The 19,277-nt window shown below is 41.9% G+C and carries 14 protein-coding genes and 2 pseudogenes; 10 read left to right on the top strand and 6 right to left on the bottom strand.

The genetic code is table 11. From position 1 onward, the window contains the following. Positions 1–119: 119 nt before the first annotated feature. Both HX743_RS06185 and HX743_RS06190 read left to right on the top strand, forming a co-directional pair. A pseudogene (locus tag HX743_RS06185) lies at positions 120–1,364 on the top strand (IS66 family transposase); the annotation flags it as partial. Positions 1,365–1,486: 122 nt separating this feature from the next. After that, positions 1,487–2,236 (top strand): hypothetical protein, encoded by a 750-nt coding sequence (locus HX743_RS06190; protein WP_178318780.1) that lies wholly within the window; start codon positions 1,487–1,489, stop codon positions 2,234–2,236. A 136-nt stretch (positions 2,237–2,372) separates the two neighbouring features. Here the strand turns inward: HX743_RS06190 and HX743_RS06195 are convergent. Beyond that, a pseudogene (locus HX743_RS06195) lies at positions 2,373–2,468 on the bottom strand (tellurite resistance methyltransferase TehB); the annotation flags it as partial. Between the two features lie 86 nt (positions 2,469–2,554). On the opposite strand from HX743_RS06195, the gene HX743_RS06200 reads away from it, so the two are divergent. Both HX743_RS06200 and HX743_RS06205 read left to right on the top strand, forming a co-directional pair. Next, positions 2,555–2,950 (top strand): transposase family protein, encoded by a 396-nt coding sequence (locus tag HX743_RS06200; protein ID WP_171287389.1) that lies wholly within the window; start codon positions 2,555–2,557, stop codon positions 2,948–2,950. Next, positions 2,898–3,368 carry a transposase gene (locus tag HX743_RS06205; protein WP_158660395.1) on the top strand — a complete coding sequence of 157 codons (471 nt, stop codon included), beginning with the start codon at positions 2,898–2,900 and terminating at the stop codon, positions 3,366–3,368. Before HX743_RS06200 ends, HX743_RS06205 begins: the two co-directional genes overlap by 53 nt. Before the next feature lie 239 nt (positions 3,369–3,607). Here the strand turns inward: HX743_RS06205 and HX743_RS06210 are convergent, their stop codons facing one another. Continuing rightward, positions 3,608–4,219 (bottom strand): class I SAM-dependent methyltransferase, encoded by a 612-nt coding sequence (locus tag HX743_RS06210; protein WP_178318781.1) that lies wholly within the window; start codon positions 4,217–4,219, stop codon positions 3,608–3,610. A 236-nt stretch (positions 4,220–4,455) separates the two neighbouring features. Between HX743_RS06210 and HX743_RS06215 the strand changes: the two genes are divergently transcribed. Further along, positions 4,456–5,982: a fumarate hydratase gene (locus HX743_RS06215; RefSeq protein ID WP_004974861.1), complete on the top strand. Its 1,527-nt coding sequence runs from the start codon at positions 4,456–4,458 to the stop codon at positions 5,980–5,982. A 102-nt stretch (positions 5,983–6,084) separates the two neighbouring features. On the opposite strand, the gene HX743_RS06220 is transcribed toward HX743_RS06215, so the two are convergent. The 4 genes from HX743_RS06220 to tig all read right to left on the bottom strand — a co-directional run bounded on the left by HX743_RS06220 (position 6,085) and on the right by tig (position 10,461). After that, positions 6,085–6,801: a DUF2846 domain-containing protein gene (locus HX743_RS06220; RefSeq protein WP_070153234.1), complete on the bottom strand. Its 717-nt coding sequence runs from the start codon at positions 6,799–6,801 to the stop codon at positions 6,085–6,087. 192 nt (positions 6,802–6,993) lie between these two features. Beyond that, the gene (clpX, locus tag HX743_RS06225; protein WP_004974856.1) at positions 6,994–8,304 is read right to left on the bottom strand and encodes an ATP-dependent protease ATP-binding subunit ClpX; all 1,311 of its coding nucleotides are present in this window, start codon (positions 8,302–8,304) and stop codon (positions 6,994–6,996) included. 29 nt (positions 8,305–8,333) lie between these two features. Then, positions 8,334–8,939 (bottom strand): ATP-dependent Clp endopeptidase proteolytic subunit ClpP, encoded by a 606-nt coding sequence (gene clpP, locus HX743_RS06230; RefSeq protein ID WP_004974855.1) that lies wholly within the window; start codon positions 8,937–8,939, stop codon positions 8,334–8,336. A gap of 190 nt (positions 8,940–9,129) precedes the next feature. Then, complete coding sequence (gene tig, locus HX743_RS06235; RefSeq protein ID WP_178318782.1) at positions 9,130–10,461, bottom strand: trigger factor; 1,332 nt, start codon at positions 10,459–10,461, stop codon at positions 9,130–9,132. A gap of 266 nt (positions 10,462–10,727) precedes the next feature. Between tig and HX743_RS06240 the strand changes: the two genes are divergently transcribed. The 5 genes from HX743_RS06240 to leuA all read left to right on the top strand — a co-directional run bounded on the left by HX743_RS06240 (position 10,728) and on the right by leuA (position 19,266). Continuing rightward, a complete protein-coding gene (locus tag HX743_RS06240; RefSeq protein WP_136144413.1) occupies positions 10,728–12,869 on the top strand; it encodes a TonB-dependent receptor domain-containing protein in 2,142 nt (713 codons plus the stop codon). A gap of 290 nt (positions 12,870–13,159) precedes the next feature. Continuing rightward, positions 13,160–15,394 carry a catecholate siderophore receptor Fiu gene (locus tag HX743_RS06245; RefSeq protein ID WP_178318783.1) on the top strand — a complete coding sequence of 745 codons (2,235 nt, stop codon included), beginning with the start codon at positions 13,160–13,162 and terminating at the stop codon, positions 15,392–15,394. A 159-nt stretch (positions 15,395–15,553) separates the two neighbouring features. Next, positions 15,554–16,237, top strand: a complete 684-nt coding sequence (locus HX743_RS06250) for a Fe2+-dependent dioxygenase (protein ID WP_178318784.1) — start codon at positions 15,554–15,556, stop codon at positions 16,235–16,237. After that, positions 16,234–17,334 (top strand): alpha-hydroxy acid oxidase, encoded by a 1,101-nt coding sequence (locus HX743_RS06255; protein WP_178318785.1) that lies wholly within the window; start codon positions 16,234–16,236, stop codon positions 17,332–17,334. The genes HX743_RS06250 and HX743_RS06255 overlap by 4 nt, the downstream gene beginning before the upstream one ends. 234 nt (positions 17,335–17,568) lie before the next feature. Then, the gene (gene leuA / locus HX743_RS06260) at positions 17,569–19,266 is read left to right on the top strand and encodes a 2-isopropylmalate synthase (RefSeq protein ID WP_178318786.1); all 1,698 of its coding nucleotides are present in this window, start codon (positions 17,569–17,571) and stop codon (positions 19,264–19,266) included. Positions 19,267–19,277 lie beyond the last annotated feature (11 nt).

Consider the following 19,277-nt stretch of genomic DNA (forward strand, 5'->3'; position numbering starts at 1 on the left):
ACCGGACATTTCTATTTTGGAGTTACATGTAGATTTCGTATAACGACCATTATGTTAAATAAGCTCATATTTCAGACTTTATCTAACTAAAAAGTGTCTATAAAATCGGTGTCTGTTCACGTCGACCGCTACCCGATCATCTACTCACTCTGCGTATTGAGCATGAACCTGCATCAACCCAATGTGCTTGTGGCTGCACCTTGCGTCGTATCGGTGAAGATATCAGTGAAAAATTGAATTTCAGACCGGCACAGTTCTATAAGGAACAGCATATTCGAGGCAAATGGGTGTGTGATCAATGTGACACACTGACCCAACAAGCAATGCCGACATATGTGATTGAGAAAGGAATCGCCAGTCCTGAATTACTCAGCCATGTACTGGTATCGAAGTATGCAGATCATTTACCGCTGTACCGTCAGCGCCAGATCTTTCTACGCGCAGGTGTTGATCTGTCCAGATCAACGCTATCTGACTGGATTGGTCGCTGTGGTGTAGAGTTAGAACGCCTAACCGATGCATTAAGAAAGGTGATCCTACAGCAAGCGGTGATTCATACAGATGAAACACCCGTCACCATCATGCGGATGGATGATAAAGATAAAAAACCGAAGAAAGGTTATGTCTGGGCTTATGCAACAACCCAATATAATCCAATTCAGGCGGTAATCTATGACTTTCAAGATAGTCGTTCAGGTCAGCATGCTGAAGAATTCCTGAATGGCTGGCAGGGCCATCTGGTCTGTGATGATTACAGTGGTTATAAAGCACGCTTTAAATCAGGCCAGGTCATTGAGGTGGGCTGCATGGCACATGCGCGTCGTAAATTCCATGAATTGCATGTGACCGGGAAAAGTCAGATCGCTGAACAGGCATTAGTGCTGATTCAGAAACTGTATGCCATAGAAGCAGAACTCAGGAAAAAGACGGATGGTACAGCGCAACAACGCTGCGAATACCGGCAACAGCATAGTCAACCGGTGATGCAACAACTGTATGAATGGCTCAACCAACATTATCTGACGGTGCCGTCGAGTTCTCCAATCGCCAAGGCTATCAATTACACTCTGAAGCGTTGGCCAGCTTTAAGTCGCTATCTGGATGATGGCAATCTACCGATTTGCAACAATTGGATCGAAAATCAAATGCGCCCCTGGGCATTGGGACGTAAGAACTGGTTGTTTGCTGGCTCGCTACGCAGTGGTCAGCGAGCTGCGAATGTCATGACCCTGATTCAGTCAGCAAAGCTGAATGGGCTAGATCCGTATGCCTATTTAAGTGATGTGCTGAAAAGGCTGCCGACACATAAAGTGACCCAGATTGAAGAATTACTGCCACACCGCTGGAAATCCAACTCAAATTAAAAAATAGCTATGGGGTTCAGCGCACGCTTACGTTACAATTTGAATGCTACATCTTTTTCATAATCAATAGCCTCTAACATAAAAAGATCATTTGTTCTTAGGGTATTTTTTTTGGCATTTTTATGGGTGATAAATTGAAAGAAATAACAACATTTACTGGTTGTTTTATTGCCGGAACTTTAATCCGTGTTCAAAGAAATCTTGATTTACCACATATAATGTGGAAACAGATTGAAGATATTCAAATCGGAGATTTAGTTTTATCAAGACCTGAAGATGGTACAGATATTCAGGAGTATAAGCCTGTAGTTAATACTTTTAAACTAGATAAAAAACCAGTATGGGTACTGCGTACTTTAGAGTTAGTGGCTGATTTTATTAACAACCCAACTCTTTCTTCCGAAATTATTGCAACAGCTAACCACTCCTTCTGGGTATGTGGCATTGCTTCAATTGCTGGAGAGTTAAATAGTTTAGTATTAACTCAAGGACGATGGAGCCGCCTTGATCAGTTAAATAATGGCGATGTTGTTCAGTCAAATAATAAATATTTTGTCGTGTTACATGCAACGCAATTATATCAAACAGAAGAAGCGCATATTGCATGGGCATTAGACCCTGAAGGCGATGGCTATGGTTCAGCTTTTGATTTGAATACTATTAGAGAAACAGGAAGGATAAATGGGAAGTTTGCTTATAATTCTTATCATTCTGAGAATGAACAAGGAGAAAGTGAATATATTCCATATCTCGCTGATGTCTATAATTTTGAAGTTGAAGATTATCATACCTACTATGTCGGGACACGATCATTCTGGGTTCACAATACCAATTGTGGGGCATTTACGAACCCAAATGACCAAGTACCATAGTCTCTTTATTGAAAATTTATCAACCAATTTTCAGAGGGGCTTGAGGATAAGGGTATTTTTTAATTTCATCCTCTCCCTCTTGCGCGTAATTACGCTCATCCTTAATAAGGAGAGGGAATTTCCATTGTGAAATAAATTACAGTGAAACCCTCTGCGCCAGCAAAGTTGCAAAATGTTGTTTAATCCGATTTCCCTGTGCATCCACCCGATGCAACTCACCGACATTTTCATTAGAATTCTTTCATAAATCAAAAAAAGACCGCTCCTTCGCTGAAGATTTGCACTCTATTTTTCTGCATATTGGTGCATAATCTACAGATGAAATACATCGATTCAAAGAAGCTTTCTGAATCACAGTTTAAGCGATATACAGGCATCTCATGGTCAACCTTTTATTTAATGGTTGAACAATTAAAGAAGAAAATTCCTGCTAAAGGTAGACCACCCAAGCTAAGCTTAGAAGATCAGGTTCTTCTATGCCTGAGCTATTGGAGGGAGTATCGGACTTTATTTCATGTTGCAACGAGCTATGGTGTTTCAGAGCCAACAGCTTCACGAATTGTACGTCATGTGGAAGACTGCTTAATTCAGTCAAACCTGTTCAATTTACCGAAGAATTTACCTACAGGTGAAGGCATAGACTGGAATGTTGTCATCGTAGATGCCACAGAAATTCCAATACAAAGACCTAAAAAAACAGAAGAAAAGCTATAGTGGCAAGAGAAAGAGTCACACTTTCAAGGTACAGGCGATCATTCATTATAGAACTCAGCAAATCCTAAGCTTGTGTACGAGTCGCGGTGCAGTGCATGATTTCGAGCTATTCAAACGCAATTTAAATCAAATTCCTAAAGGGGCTTTTATCCTTGCAGATAAAGGCTATCAGGGAATTTATGCTGTTTACGCTAATAGTCTATTGCCGTTAAAAGCTAAACGACACTGTAAGTTAGATCCTAAACTTAAAATGTATAACCAAGAGATCAACAAAAGAAGAATCGGGATTGAGCACGTATTTAGTCGCCTTAAGACCTTTAAAACTCTGGCTGACCGTTACCGAAATAGAGGTAAAAGACTTGGTCTGAGATTTAATTTAATCGCGGGGATTTATAATATGGAATTGAGTGAAAAATGACTTATGAAAGAGGTCTACTATTCTGTTCTAAATATTTGTTTGAGTAAAAACATTAATTAGCTCTTCTACAATTTACATAATACACCTTATACGCAATGCTTTTGAAATTGTGTTATAATTCAATATGTTAATACCTATTTTATAGCCCACTCTCCATCGAATGGGCTTTTTTTATGATTTTTCACGTTCCACGCTCAATTCTCAATCATTGTTCCACATTATTATTTAGCATGACTAAATCACAACCTCTGCGCCAACCACACCGTATGCCCTGCACAGTCCTGATCTTCCGCGAGCATTTTCACAACTTTAAAGCCATAATCTTTTAACAATTGCCGATATTCATCCTGCGACAAACTGGCGTGATAAAGTGCTTCACCAAACATTTCCCCAATCGCCTCACCCGCAGCAGGTCCACTGCTAAACATTAAAACTGTATTGGCGGTAGACCATTGCGCAAATTTCTCGAACATGCAGCGCTGATCGTTTGGCGTTAAATGAAAAAAGCTATCCCACGCCAAAATACCATCAAAGCACCGATTCAAGTTCACTGAGCGCATATCGGCTTCAATCCAGCACTGTTCAGGAAAATGTTCACGTGCCATCTCCAGCATGCTGTCCGCGCTATCTACTCCTGTAAGTTGATGCCCATGCTGTAATAGATATGCAGCAATAGGACGCCCCGAACCACAGCCCAAATCTAATATTTTGGCCTGCGCAGGCAAATAAGCAAGAAAACGATCCAGCCAAGTTTTTTCATATAACAACTGACCGCGCAAGTCTGTCCACGCTTTTGCATGCCGTTGATAAATGGGGATAATCTGAGCAGCTAAATGCGTGTGATCATTCATATTTACCCCAAACATCATTCCAAAGAAGTCTTTGAACATAGCTGAATTTGCACCAACAAAACAGCAAAATCATGGCCCGTTTTGACGACATAATTTTATGGATATTTCACAAATTCTCTCAAGCTAACGACTGATATTAAACTTTCGCCCAAAGCTTGATCAAAGTGCCCACAATCGCTGCATTTTATCTTATAATTTAGCCCGCTAGCTATCCGCCCGCTCAAGAGATTTTTGATATGACAACTATTATCAAGCAAGATGACTTGATCACTTCGATCAAAGACGCGCTTCAGTTCATTTCCTACTATCATCCACAAGACTTCATCCAAGCGATGAGCCGTGCTTATGATCGTGAAGAAAACAAAGCTGCGAAAGATGCGATTGCACAGATCTTAATTAACTCACGTATGTGTGCAGAAGGTCATCGTCCAATCTGTCAAGATACTGGTATCGTAAACGTATTCCTTGAAGTGGGTTTAGACGTTAAATTTGATTTAACGATGAGCTTGGACGATGCGATCAACGAAGGTGTACGTCAAGGTTACCTAGAAAACTCAAACGTACTTCGTGCATCGGTATTGGCTGATCCTGCATTTGGTCGTAAAAACACCAAAGACAACACCCCTGCAGTAATTCACTACAAACTCGTTCCGGGTAACAAAGTAGATATTACAGTTGCTGCCAAAGGTGGCGGTTCAGAAAACAAATCTAAATTGGCGATGTTGAACCCATCTGACTCAATTGTAGATTGGGTACTTAAAACTGTTCCGACTATGGGCGCAGGCTGGTGTCCACCGGGTATGCTTGGTATTGGTATTGGTGGTACTGCCGAAAAAGCCATGATGCTTGCAAAAGAAGCACTCATGGAAGAAATCAACATGGACGAATTATTACGTCGTGGCCCACAAAACAAAATGGAAGAACTCCGTATCGAGATCTTCGAGAAAGTGAACGCACTTGGTATTGGTGCACAAGGTTTAGGTGGTTTAACCACAGTTCTTGATATTAAAATCAAAGACTACCCTTGCCACGCTGCAGGCAAACCAGTGGGTATGATTCCAAACTGTGCGGCAACTCGTCACGCACACTTCCAGTTAGATGGTTCAGGTGTAGCGCATATTCAAGCGCCTAAACTTGAGGACTACCCAGAAGTAACTTGGGATTCATCTAAATCTAAACGTGTAGATTTAGACAACATTACCCAAGAAGAAATGAACTCTTGGCAGCCGGGCGACACGTTGTTATTAAACGGTACAATTTACACAGGTCGTGACGCTGCGCATAAACGCATGGTCGACATGATCAACAATGGTGAAGAATTACCAGTCGACTTAAAAGGCAAGTTCATTTACTACGTTGGCCCAGTTGATCCTGTTGGTGATGAAGTGGTTGGCCCTGCAGGTCCAACAACAGCAACACGTATGGACAAGTTCACACGCCAAGTATTAGAACACACTGGTTTGTTCGGTATGATTGGTAAGGCGGATCGTGGTCCTGCAGCAATTGAAGCTATTAAAGACCATAAAGCAACTTACCTTATGGCAGTAGGTGGTGCGGCTTACCTCGTATCTAAAGCAGTACGTGAAGCAGAAGTGGTTGCTTTTGAAGACTTAGGTATGGAAGCAATCTACAAATTCAAAGTTGAAGATATGCCTGTATCTGTTGCGGTAGATGTCAATGGTACATCTATCCACGCGATTGCACCAAAAATCTGGCAAGCTAAAATTGGCAAGATTCCCGTTGTAGATGCTGCAGCAGAATAATATTCCAATTTAGTAATAAGCGAAAAAGCACCCAACATTGGGTGCTTTTTTATGCTTACTGGAAATAAATAAAAGCAATGCATGAGATAAAGATGCAAAACCTTACCACGTTCTCGGATCCCACAATTTAAAGGGTTGGGTTAAGTGCACATCTTCCGCAGGGTCATATTTCTCATGCTTGATTTTTTGTGGCTTTTTACGCAACTTACCTGTGGTTTGATCTTCCGCGACAAAGTTATAGCTTTCGGTTTTCAATTGAGTAAACGCTATTTCCTGTTGTGCCGTACTTGAAGGCATAAGAATTAAAGGCCCTGAAACCTCTTTGCGGGTACTCAAGTTTTCTTCATCATATTTAATAAAATACGACTGCCCTGCCTGTACCTGAAAATCCAAATACTTTGGTTTTTGGAAATGTAATGCACCCAAAGGACGACTCACACTCAGACGATACGCGCCCGGTGCCAGTTCAACCCAGTAATAATGATTGTGCAATAAACTTGGAATCCGATGTTTGTTGATAAACATACTAGCCGCGACAATTTCCTGTCTGTTCCATTTAGAATCTGGACGATATAAATACACGATGGCAGCATCGGCATGTTGTGCCTGAACAGGTTTAAAATTTTGCCCTAGTTTTTGATTGACCCAACCACCAATGGTCATCATGCCCAAACGGTGTTGTTCTACAAAACCAGGTTTTTGTTCTAAATCTAAAACTTTTAAGGTACTAGGTGGTTGCGTTTGTTGCACCACGTTTTTTTTGCCATGACATCCCAGCAACATTAAACTGGTCACGACCAAGATTGCGACACCACGCATGTCTATCCCTCACTGCGTTTCTTATTTTTGTAAATCACGTTTTTGAAATCACGCTGCAAATTCATTTTGCAATTGTTGTTTTGAATAATGGGCATCCACGCCTAGGTCTAAGATTAACACTGCCTTGATTTTTTTGACAATAAAAAACGTGCCGAAACCTAGCGTTTCGGCACGTTTCAGACGAATAGCGTATTAAGCAGTTTTGCTGTCTAATACTTTTAAGTCAATTTTTTCTGCTGCAGGTTCTTCTGTTTGAGGCTGACGTTCGGTCTGAAATTCAGGTTTAGCACCTTCTTCAATCACCGCTTCAGTCACTACCACTGTGCCAACATCGGTACGGCTTGGCAAGTCGTACATGGTTTCGAGCAAGGCATTTTCCAGAATTGAACGCAAACCACGCGCACCTGTATTACGTTCAAGGGCTTTTTTCGCCACTGCACGTAATGCCGCATCTTCAAAGACTAAATCGACATTTTCCATCTCGAATAAGTATTGATATTGACGGGTTAAGGCATTTTTCGGCTCGGTCAGAATTTGCATCAATGCATCTTCATCTAGCTCGTCTAGCGTTGCAATTACAGGCAAACGACCAATGAACTCTGGAATTAAGCCAAATTTCACCAAATCGGTTGCTTCTACCTGACGAAATAAATCAGACAATTTCTTGCCTTCATCTTTTTTCTTCACGTCTGCCGTAAAACCAATGCCGCCTTTTTCTTGGCGTTGCTGCACAATTTTCTCTAAACCAGAGAATGCGCCACCGCAAATAAACAAGATATTTGAAGTATCAATTTGAATGAATTCTTGCTGCGGATGCTTACGTCCACCTTGAGGCGGAATAGAAGCCACCGTGCCTTCAATCATTTTGAGCAAGGCTTGCTGAACACCTTCACCAGACACATCACGAGTAATTGATGGGTTTTCAGACTTACGCGTGATCTTGTCAATTTCATCAATGTAGATAATGCCTTTTTGTGCTTTTTCTACATCGTAATCGGCTTTTTGCAACAGCTTTTGCACGATGTTTTCGACATCTTCACCCACATAACCCGCTTCGGTTAAAGTCGTGGCATCTGCCATTGCAAAAGGCACATCTAATAGACGTGCTAAGGTCTGTGCAAGTAAGGTTTTACCCGAACCCGTTGGACCTACCAACATGATGTTACTTTTTGAGATTTCGACAGCATCGCCTGCTTTATGCGCCTGATTGCTCACTTTTAGGCGTTTGTAATGGTTATATACTGCAACCGATAAGGTTTTTTTCGCAGTATCTTGACCAATTACATACTGATCAAGCGCAGCACGAATTTCATGTGGTTTTGGCAATGGACGTGTTGCCCAATCACCCGACTCAACTTGTTGACTGGTCTGAACCAAGTCTAAGCATACGTCCACACATTCATTACAGATGTATGCGTCCTCGCCTGCAATCAGCTTCCCGACTTCAGACTGCGTTTTACCGCAAAATGAACAATGTTTTTGTCCCTGAGGATGTTCGGACATAGTCACTCCAATATCTCAATCTTTAAAACTTATGGACGTTTTGTTAAAACTTCATCCACAAGACCGTATTCCTTCGCTGCCTGCGCAGTCATGAAGTTGTCACGGTCGGTATCTCTTGCGACAGTTTCATAGTCCTGACCACTATGTTCTGCCATTAAACGGTTTAAACGCTCTTTAATGAATAGAATTTCACGTGCATGAATTTCAATATCAGATGCCTGACCACGGAAACCACCAAGTGGCTGGTGAATCATGACACGTGCATTTTCAAGACAATAACGCTTACCTTTTGCACCTGCGTTGAGCAGAAAAGCACCCATAGATGCCGCTTGTCCCATACAGTAAGTCACAACGTCAGGCTTAATAAATTGCATGGTATCGTAAATTGCCATACCTGCAGTCACAGAACCGCCTGGTGAGTTAATGTATAGGTGAATATCTTTATCCGGGTTTTCTGCTTCTAAAAACAACATCTGCGCCACAATTAAGTTGGCCATATTATCTTCGACTTCACCCGTCAAAAAAATGACACGTTCACGTAAAAGACGTGAATAAATATCAAAAGAACGCTCACCACGAGAGGATTGTTCAACCACCATGGGCACTAAAGCATTTTCAATTGTTGGAACATACATATGGTTATTTATTCCTAAATTCTTGTGACACGACTCATGTTCACAATATGAGGGATAATTGTCTAAATTGCAAAATATTCACAGCTTAAATCGTAGATATTTTGAGTTAAATGTTGTCGATCTGTGAAAAACCCAAAAACTGCGATGCAATAAAAAAGGCGCACAAAGCGCCTTTTTTACCTAAAGCCTATTAGCCTTGTTGACGAGCTTGTTGCTCTTTCAATAAGTCTTCATAGCTTACAGATGTATCAGTCACTTTTGCAGAAGCCAAGATGTGATCTACAACCTGATCTTCTAAAACAACTGCTTCGATTTGTGAACGCTGTTGTTTGTCATTTTTGAAGTATTCAATCACTTCGTTTGGATCTTCATAAGAAGAAGCCATATCTTCGATGTAAGCATCTACACGTGCTTGGTCAACTTCAAGTTTAGCATTTTCTAATACTTTGCTAACCAATACGCCAAGTTTTACAGATTTTTCAGCTTGTTCTTTGAACAATTCATCTGGAAGCATGCTTGAGTCAAATGCTTTTGCACCTTGCGCACCAAACTGCTGTGTGAATTGCTGAATCATTTGTTGACGTTGACGGTCAATTTCTTGAGCAACCATTGCAGACGGAATTTCAACTTCGTTTGCCGCAACGAGTGCATCAAAAGTTGCACCTTTTACTTGGTTACGTAAACCGTTTTTCACTTCACGTTCCATGTTTTTACGAACGTCAGCTTTTAACTTTTCTACGCCTTCTTCTTCAGAAATACCGAAGATTTGTAGGAATTCAGCATCAATTTCTGGAAGTTTTTGCTTTTCAACCAGCTTCAATGTGATTTTGAATTGTGCTGCTTTACCTGCAAGGTTCGCTGCTTGGTAGTCTTCAGGGAAAGTTACATCAATCACTTTCTCTTCGCCTTTTTTCATGCCCACGATACCATCTTCAAAACCAGGAATCATGCGACCAGAACCAAGTACCAGTTTAAAGTCTTCAGCTTCACCGCCTTCAAACTTCTCGCCATCTACAGTGCCTTCAAAGTCAAAAGTCACTTGCATGTCTTTTTTCGCCATGCCTTTGGTTTCAACCCAAGAAGCACGTTGCTTTTGAAGGTTTTCAAGCATTTGTTCAACATCGCTATCATTTACTTCAGAAGACTTGCGTTCAACTTCCAAACCGTCAAATTTCACTTCAACTTCTGGGTAAACTTCAACAGTCGCTTCATATACTAAAGCGTCGTCTTTCATTTCAGTTTTTTCGATGTTTGGCATACCCACAGCATTGATTTTTTCTTGTTGGATTGCTTCAAACACGGTGTCACGAATAATGTCGTTCACCACTTCTTGATAAATACCCGCACCGTATTCACGACGCACAACGTTTACAGGCACTTTACCTGGACGGAAGCCGTTGATCTTCACAGTTTTGGCAGTGCGTTTCAAGCGAGCTTCAAACTGCTCGTTAATACGGCTCGTCGGTACAGATACATTTAAACGACGGGCAACGCCCGAAACCGCTTCAGAAGTTACTTGCATGGCTTCCTCGATATAGTTAGTAATAACAGTTTATAAAAAAGTGCCACATTATATGACAACATTTAAGGATATACAAAATACGATCTGATCTCGACTGAATTTTATTTCATTCGCGAGCTATTTTTTGTAATTTTTCATCTTTTGTATATTTATTGTTGTAAATAAGAATCCTTATCATTATTATTAGCCAAATTCTTCATGAATGATTCTAATTACCATCTAGGTCCAATTGGCATCATCAATTCATTATTAGAGATTTTATTTTTATGGCTAAGTTTAACCTACACCCGCTGTGTCTTGCTTTACTTGGGGCAGCATCAACTTCAGTTTTTGCAAATAGCTCTACCGATGCGACTTCAACCCATCAACTTTCCACGATTGTGGTTTCAGCGGCAGGGTTTGAACAAGAACTAAAAAATGCCCCCGCTTCTATCAGTGTGGTAACAAAAGAAGATATTGAAAAGAAAAATGCCACCAGCATTGCTGACTTATTGGCCGATGTACCTGGAATTGATATTCGCTCAGGCGTAGGTAAAACGTCGGGGCTAAATGTGAAAATGCGTGGGCTTGGAAATGATTACAGCCTGATTCTAATTGATGGACGTCGTCAAAGTACATCTTCAGATGTCACCCCGAATGGTTTTGGTGAAACATCAAATGGATTTTTGCCACCACTTGCCGCAATTGAACGCATTGAAGTAATTCGTGGCCCTATGGCGACGCGCTACGGCTCAGAGGCAATGGGCGGTGTGATTAATATCATTACCAAAAAAGTGTCAGATGAATGGAATGGTAATGTTACTATCAGCGGTAATGTGATGGAAAACAATGCCGAAGCCGATTCATGGAAAACCAGTTTTGTCGTCAATGGCCCACTGATCAACGACCGTTTAGGCTTACAACTACGTGGTAGTTATTTAGACCGTCAACGTTCAGAGCGTATTGTTGATGGATCTACTGGTCGTGATCCTCGTCCAAACAAAGCAGATAACTATGATGTTGGCGCGAAATTAGACTTTAAACTGGATGATCAAAACTCTTTTTGGGTAGATGGTTTTTCATCAACACAAAAATATGATAACTCTGATCAACGTTTAGGTAACTTTATTTCACGTGGTGGCATTGCTGGATATAAAGATGAGCTTGAATTTAATAGAGTTCAAATTGCTGCAGGTCATGATGGACAATATGACTTCGGTTTATGGAAAACTTATATCAGCCACAATACGACTGAAACCAAAGGACGCACCATTCCAACAGATGCATTTCCCGCATTGGCAGGACAACCGCGTAAATTAGAAAATACTGATTTAGTTATAGATTCACACTTAGTCGCACCAATTGCAAATCACAAACTGACTATTGGTACCGAGTATAAAGACACGACTATTGCCGATGATATCGCAGGTATTGGAAAAGAATTTACTCAAGATACATGGTCACTCTATGCTGAAGATGAATGGCAATTAAGAGATAATCTTTATTTCACCTTTGGTGGACGCTTTGAGGATCACAGCGGTTTCGGCGGACAGTTTAGCCCGCGCGCATATTTGGTATGGAATACAACCGATGACTTAACGATTAAAGGAGGCGTCAGCACAGGCTATAAAACTCCATCAGCCAAAGATTTGTATAACGGTATCAATGGTTATAGTGGACAAGGTGCAACACCAAGTCTCGGAAATCCTGATCTAGATCCAGAAACTTCAGTCAACTATGAACTTGGTTTTAATTATCAACCGACTGATGCTTTAAATTTAACGGCAACAGCATTCTTCAACCAAGTTGAAGATAAAATTATTTCTAAAACCTTTAGCTGTCAAACCAATGACTGTTCTAACTTCAGCAACAAAGTTACCTCTTTTAGTAAAAGCTTTAATGCTGATGAAGCGGAAATTTACGGATTAGAAACTTCATTGCAGTACCAAATTATCCCAGAATGGGATATCAAAGCCTCCTACACCTTTACAGAATCAGAAATCACCAAAGGTGATGATAAAGGGTATGCTTTAGAATCAACTGCTAAACATTTACTTAACTTGACTTCAACTTGGCATATTAATGATGTATTTGATATTTGGTTACAACATGAGTACCAATCTGGTCGCCCTCGCTTTACTGCCAAACCAACAGATGCCGGCTCACAAAGCATTGAAGTACAAACAAATAATGAGTTCTCTGGGTATAACCTCTTTAACTTAGGCACAAGCTATCAATTTAACGATCACATTCGTATTAATGCTGCAGTAAACAACTTACTAGATAAAGACTTTACCCAAAATATGGATTACATCGATATCAATGGTGATACACAACAGGCATATAAATATCTATCTATCGGACGCAGTTCTGAAGGTACATATTTAGCAGGCCGTAACTACTGGCTTTCTGTTTCTTATGACTTCTAAGTCTTAAACTTCATCTCAAACCCTGCTTCGGCAGGGTTTTCTAGTCTCCCCCCAAGCCTTTCACGTTCACATCGTTTTATTAAATAATAATATTGATAATGATTATTATTTTCAAATAAGAATTAAAGAAAACACCACTCCGCACATTGTTATTGATAATGATTCTCAATACAATTAGCAACAATTGTTATAGACGTCATAACAACAACTTCACACTTTATTCATTTTGAACTAAAAACGCTGAATAAAGCGTGGCCTCCTGTTGGTTTACATTTAGGGAAATACCATAAATGGTACAGATCAAAAGCCGCAAACACAATCGCTCTGCGCAACTGATGGCTTTAGCCGCCTCTCTTCCACTACTTGCACATGCCGCAAGCCCTGAAGATGACGTCACCCACTTACCCACCATTACGGTTAAATCGGAAGCCGAAAGCAAATACAAGGCAGACAGTTTAAGCTCTGCAAAATACACACAGCCTTTACTCGATACTGCACAAACCATATCTGTAATTAAAAAAGAAATCTTACAGGAGCAAGGTGCAACCTCGTTAGTTGAAGCCTTGCGTAACACCCCAGGCATTACCCTGCAACTTGGTGAAAATGGTAATACCAGTGCAGGCGATGCCTTCCAAATGCGAGGTTTTTCTACCCAAACCTCAACCTATGTCGATGGTATTCGCGATTTAGGTGCTATCAGCCGTGATGTCTTTAACCTTGATCAAATTGAAGTGGTCAAAGGTCCATCAGGTTCAGAAGCAGGTCGTGGTGCGGCTTCGGGTTATATCAATTTGGTGAGTAAATTACCGCAAAGTGAAAACCGTCAGGAAATTTCTGCCAGCTATAACACCGCAGAACATGCCCGACTCTCTGCAGACATTAACCAAGTCATCAACCCCAATACGGCGTTTCGCCTGAACGTGATGGGGCAAGAAGGTGGTGTAGAAGGACGTGACTATATCGAAAATAACAGTTATGCCATCGCTCCTTCTCTTGCTTTCGGATTAAACACGGCCACTCGTTTATATTTATATTCTCAACACATCAGACAGCGCAATATTCCAGATGGTGGTATTCCAACAATCGGCATGAAGGGCTTTTATAACTCAGACTCGCTGTTAGCGACTGCGCCTAAAGTCAATCGGGAGAATTTTTATGGCCATGTCAATGACTATGAAGATGTCGATGCTGATATGTTCACCGCAAAAATTGAAAGTGATTTAACCGATCAACTCAAACTGACCAATATCACCCGTGTAGGCAAAACGCAGATGAATCGGGTGCTGACAGGGATCAATACGGGTGCTAGTGGTTTAAGAACCAATGGTTCACCTGACCCAGCACAATGGGAAGTGAATCGCTCCCGCCAAGGCGTCGATCAGGAAAATAAGATTCTGGCCAATCAAAGCACTTTAAACTGGAGTGTCAAAACGGGGGCAGTACAGCATGATGTTGTTGCAGGCATGGAGTTTTTAAAAGAACAGCAATCTAGCAAACTCATGGCAACCCAGATGCCTGGCGAAGCCACTGCCGATACACCGTGGGCCAATCTTTATCACCCAGACCGCAATCAAGCCATGCCGCAGCTGATTTACAACGGTGGTTATACCGATGGTGAAACCCAAACCGCAGCCGCCTATTTATTTGATACTTTAAAATTTGGAGAGCGTTTTCAACTGAATGGTGGCGTACGGGTCGATTATTATGAAACAGATTATCAAGGGCTTACTCTGCCACGTGGGGGAAATGCTTTGGTGGCCACAGATCTGAGCACCCACGATACGCTGTTCAGTTGGAAACTTGGCGCTGTGTATAAGCCTACGTTAAATAGCAGCATTTACGCTGCGTATGCAAAATCGCTGACTCCGCCCGGCAGCGCCAACTTTACCCTGTCTGAATCGGGCAATGACGCAATCAATGCCAAGCCTCAAGAAACCCATCATTATGAAGTAGGCAGCAAATGGGAGTTACTACAAGGCAAGCTGGCTTTGGCTGCTGCAGCGTATCGTACAGAAAATGAAAATCAATCGACTATAGATCCAATTTCTCAGCTTGCTGTACAAGAGGGTAAAAAACGGGTCGATGGCATTGAGTTGAGTGCCGTTGGTCAAATGACCGATAACTGGAATTTGTCTGCAGGCGTTGCACACATGAAAGTGAAACAACTGAATCAACGCTCATCAAGTGCCACAACCTTATCGGAACGTTGGTCGCCTGAATGGACTGCAAGTTTATGGTCAACCTACGACTGGGCGGGCTTTAAATTAGGTTTGGGCGCGCGTTATGTCGATGAACAAAAACGAGTTGTGACCGACAGCAACGCACCTGCCAACATGCCAAATATTCCAGGCTATGTCGTATTTGATGCATTGGTAGGCTACAACTTCAACAAAAATGCCTCGTTAAATTTAAACCTTTATAACCTTGCCGATAAAGAATACATCAGCACGTTAAACAATGGTGGTGGTCGCGTCGTTCTTGGGCAGCCACGCTCGGCAGCAATCAGCTTAAACTACAAGTTCTAAGTTATAGCAAATCTGTAGTAGCCCGCTTAAAACAGGCTACAGATTTAGATTCGAGCGATAGATTATTTTTCATACCATCTATTGCTCGAACTTTGCATGCCGAACAACGGTGTAGAATGTTCAGCAGTTTGAATTCAAACTTTTTCAGGAAGAATCGGTATGATGCTTCACATTCCAGAAGTCCTCAGCAAAGTGCAAGTCCAACAAATTCGTGCTGAATTGGACACCGCATCTGCATGGCAAAATGGTCAACTCAGTGCAGGTGCACAAGCACAGAAAATTAAACAGAATTTGCAGTTTGACCTGCAACATCCGAGCTATGCAACACTGTCACAAGACATCCTCAGCGCACTGAAACAACAGACTTTATTACAGTCGTTCGCGCTCCCTTTGCATATCCTCCAGCCGATGTTCAATTGTTATCAAAACACAGCAGCCTATGGCAATCATGTTGATAATGCCGTGCAATATTGCGCACAGGTACAACGTCCGATTCGCACGGATGTGTCCATGACCCTGTTTTTAAGTGAGCCTGAAGAATATCAGGGCGGTGAACTGATCATTGAAGATAGTTACGGTAGCCATGCGGTTAAACTCAATGCAGGCGATGCCATCGTATACCCTGCCACCAGTTTACATCGGGTTGAACCAGTAACAGTAGGCCAAAGAATTGCGGCATTTACTTGGTGTCAAAGTATGGTGAAAGATGACTGGCAGCGCAGTATGTTGTTCAATTTAGACATGACCATTCTGCAATTACGTCAACAACTTGGTGATACCGCAGAAGTATTGTCCCTGACTGCGCACTATCACAATCTGATTCGTCAATGGAGTCAATTATGAATACCGCACCATTGGCAGCCTTAAACCATATTCCCCCACATTTACAAACGATTGCCGACTATCAAAAACAGGCGAAACTACACTTGGATGCAGCCACATGGGCCAATTTAGAAGGCGCTGCGGGCGATGAATACAGTCTAAATAATAACCGAACTGCTTTTGCCAATATTCAATTATTACCACGTCACTTAAATTCTTTTAAAGATGCCAATACGCAGATTCAACTTTTAGGCGAACACTATCCCCACCCGATTTTTTTAGCCCCCGTGGCTTATCAACAGCTATTTCATCCGCAGGGGGAAATTGCCACAGCACAAGCAGCTTCCGCTATGCAAGCGCCCATGATTCTCAGTCATTTAAGCACCACCTCAGTGGCAACGCTTGATCAGGTTTCATCTGCGCCAAAATGGTTTCAACTGTATTGGCAAGGCAGTCGTAAAGCCGCTTTGGATTTGATTTTTCAAGCGCAACATTATGCCTATCAAGCCATTGTACTCACGGTTGATGCACCGCACATGGGTATTCGAGATCGGGAACGTCGCGCTTACTTTCAGTTACCCGCACATATTCAGGCAGTGCATCATCATCCTGTGAGTACAGCAACCCTCAAAGACAATCAGCATGCTCTATTTGATGGCTTAATGCAGCAAGCCGCCACATGGGAAGATATTGCTTGGCTAGTCCAACACAGCCCACTTCCTATTTTACTCAAAGGAATTTTACACCCTGCCGATGCACAACAGGCCTATCAATACGGCGTACAAGGGATTATTGTGTCTAATCACGGTGGTCGAGTTTTAGATACCTCAGTCAGTCCAATTCAAGTTTTAAGCACGATGCGAAAAATTTTACCGCACGATTTCCCTATTCTATTGGACAGTGGTATCCGTCGTGGCACAGATATTTTTAAGGCATTGGCCTTAGGGGCAAATGCAGTATTAATTGGACGGCCATATATTTATGGCTTGGCAGTTGCAGGTGCACTAGGGGCAGCACATAGCATCAAGCTCTTAAAAGAAGAATTTGAAGTGAGTATGGCACTCATGGGAACAAGCTGCATCGAACAGATTAACAACAGTTACATTTATCAGAAATAAAACAAATAACAGAAAAAATTTTCACAGCTAAGGCTATATTTGTAAAAAACAGGGAATTATTACCCTTGCAGATCCATTAACATACAGATATTGGTTTACAAGTGCCATGATTCGACTTTTAGCGATAGTCTCCTGAAATAGCTTGTAAATTGATAGAATAGACACAATCTATATTTATAGTAAGTTGCCGTTATCCACGACCGATGCAACCGCTACTATTCAAGGAGTTTTCACATGATGTTGGCAGATCCAAGCAAAAAATACCGTCGTATGTACCAGCGTGTCGACTTACCAGACCGCCAATGGCCAAATAACGAAATTACCAAAGCGCCAATCTGGATGAGTACCGACCTACGTGACGGTAACCAAGCGATCTTTGAGCCAATGAACATCGAACAAAAATTCAAAATGTTCCAAATGCTTGTGAAAATTGGTTTTAAACACATCGAAATTGGTTTCCCATCGGCATCTCAAGTTGACTTCGATTTCACCCGTAAATTGATTGAAGAAGGTCATATTCCAGATGACGTGTATATTGAAGTCTTGGTACAAGCGCGTGACCATTTAATCGCACGTACTTTTGAATCTTTACAAGGTGCTAAACGTGCGATTGTGCATATTTATAATGCCAACTCACCAACCTTCCGCAACAAAGTCTTGAATGTTGATGTTGCGGGTGCCAAACAATTGGCGATCAATGCAGCTAGCAAAGTCAAAGAATACGCAGCGAAGCAACCTGAAACAGAATGGGTATTCCAGTACAGCCCAGAATGTTTTACTGCAACTGAGTTAGAAGTGGCTAAAGATGTTTGTGATGCCGTGACTGAAATTTGGGAAGCATCGCCAACCAATAAAGTGATTTTAAACTTGCCTGCAACGGTAGAAGTGTCTACGCCAAACGTGTATGCCGACCAAGTGGAATGGATGCACCGCAACATTGCGCGTCGTGATGGCGTGATCATTTCAGTACACTGTCACAATGACCGTGGTTGTGGTATTGCCGCTTCTGAATTGGCCATCATGGCGGGTGCAGACCGTGTAGAAGGTTGTGTATTTGGTAACGGTGAGCGCACAGGTAACGTAGACGTTGCGGCAATTGCCTTGAACATGTACACCCAAGGTGTTGCACCTGAGTTGGATTTCTCAAACATCAACGAAATTATTGCAACAGTTGAAGAATGCACAGGCTTGCCAGTACACCCTCGTCATCCGTACGCAGGTGACTTAGTCTTTACTGCATTCTCTGGTTCACACCAAGACGCAATTAAGAAAGGTTTTGAGTTCCAGAAAAACGAAGAAATTTGGGATATGCCTTACTTACCAATTGACCCGAAAGATTTAGGTCGTGACTATGACGCAGTGATTCGTGTCAACTCACAATCGGGTAAAGGCGGTATTGCTTACTTGTTAGAATCGAACTACAACGTGACTTTGCCGCGTCGTTTACAAATCGAATTCTCGCAAATTGTGCAACAACGTACCGATGAACAAGGTACAGAAATTAGCGCAAGCGAAATCTGGAACTTGTTTAAAGAAACTTACGTTGCGGTAAAAGATGCGCAATATGCAACGCAAAACTACAAATTGTCTGATGAAAATGGCAATCAAGTCATTGAACTAGATGTTGTGGTAAACGGCGAAACGCAACGCTTACGCGGCGAAGGCAATGGTCCAATTTCAGCAATTTTGAATGCATTGCAATTGCCAATTGATGTCTTGAACTATGAAGAGCGCAGCATTAGCTCGGGCGCACATGCAAAAGCGTTGGCTTTAATTGAATTGCAAGTGAAAGGCACAGGTAAATCTGCCTTTGGTGCAGGGGTACATGACAACATCGTGACCTCATCTATTGATGCAATTATTGCCTGCACCAACCGCTTGATTGAACAAGGTGTGTTAAGCACAGATCAAGTGGTTGCAGCAGCAGTATAATCTTGCGCTAA

This window comes from Acinetobacter sp. Swhac1 (assembly GCF_013390985.1).
In the GTDB taxonomy this organism is placed as follows: domain Bacteria; phylum Pseudomonadota; class Gammaproteobacteria; order Pseudomonadales; family Moraxellaceae; genus Acinetobacter; species Acinetobacter towneri.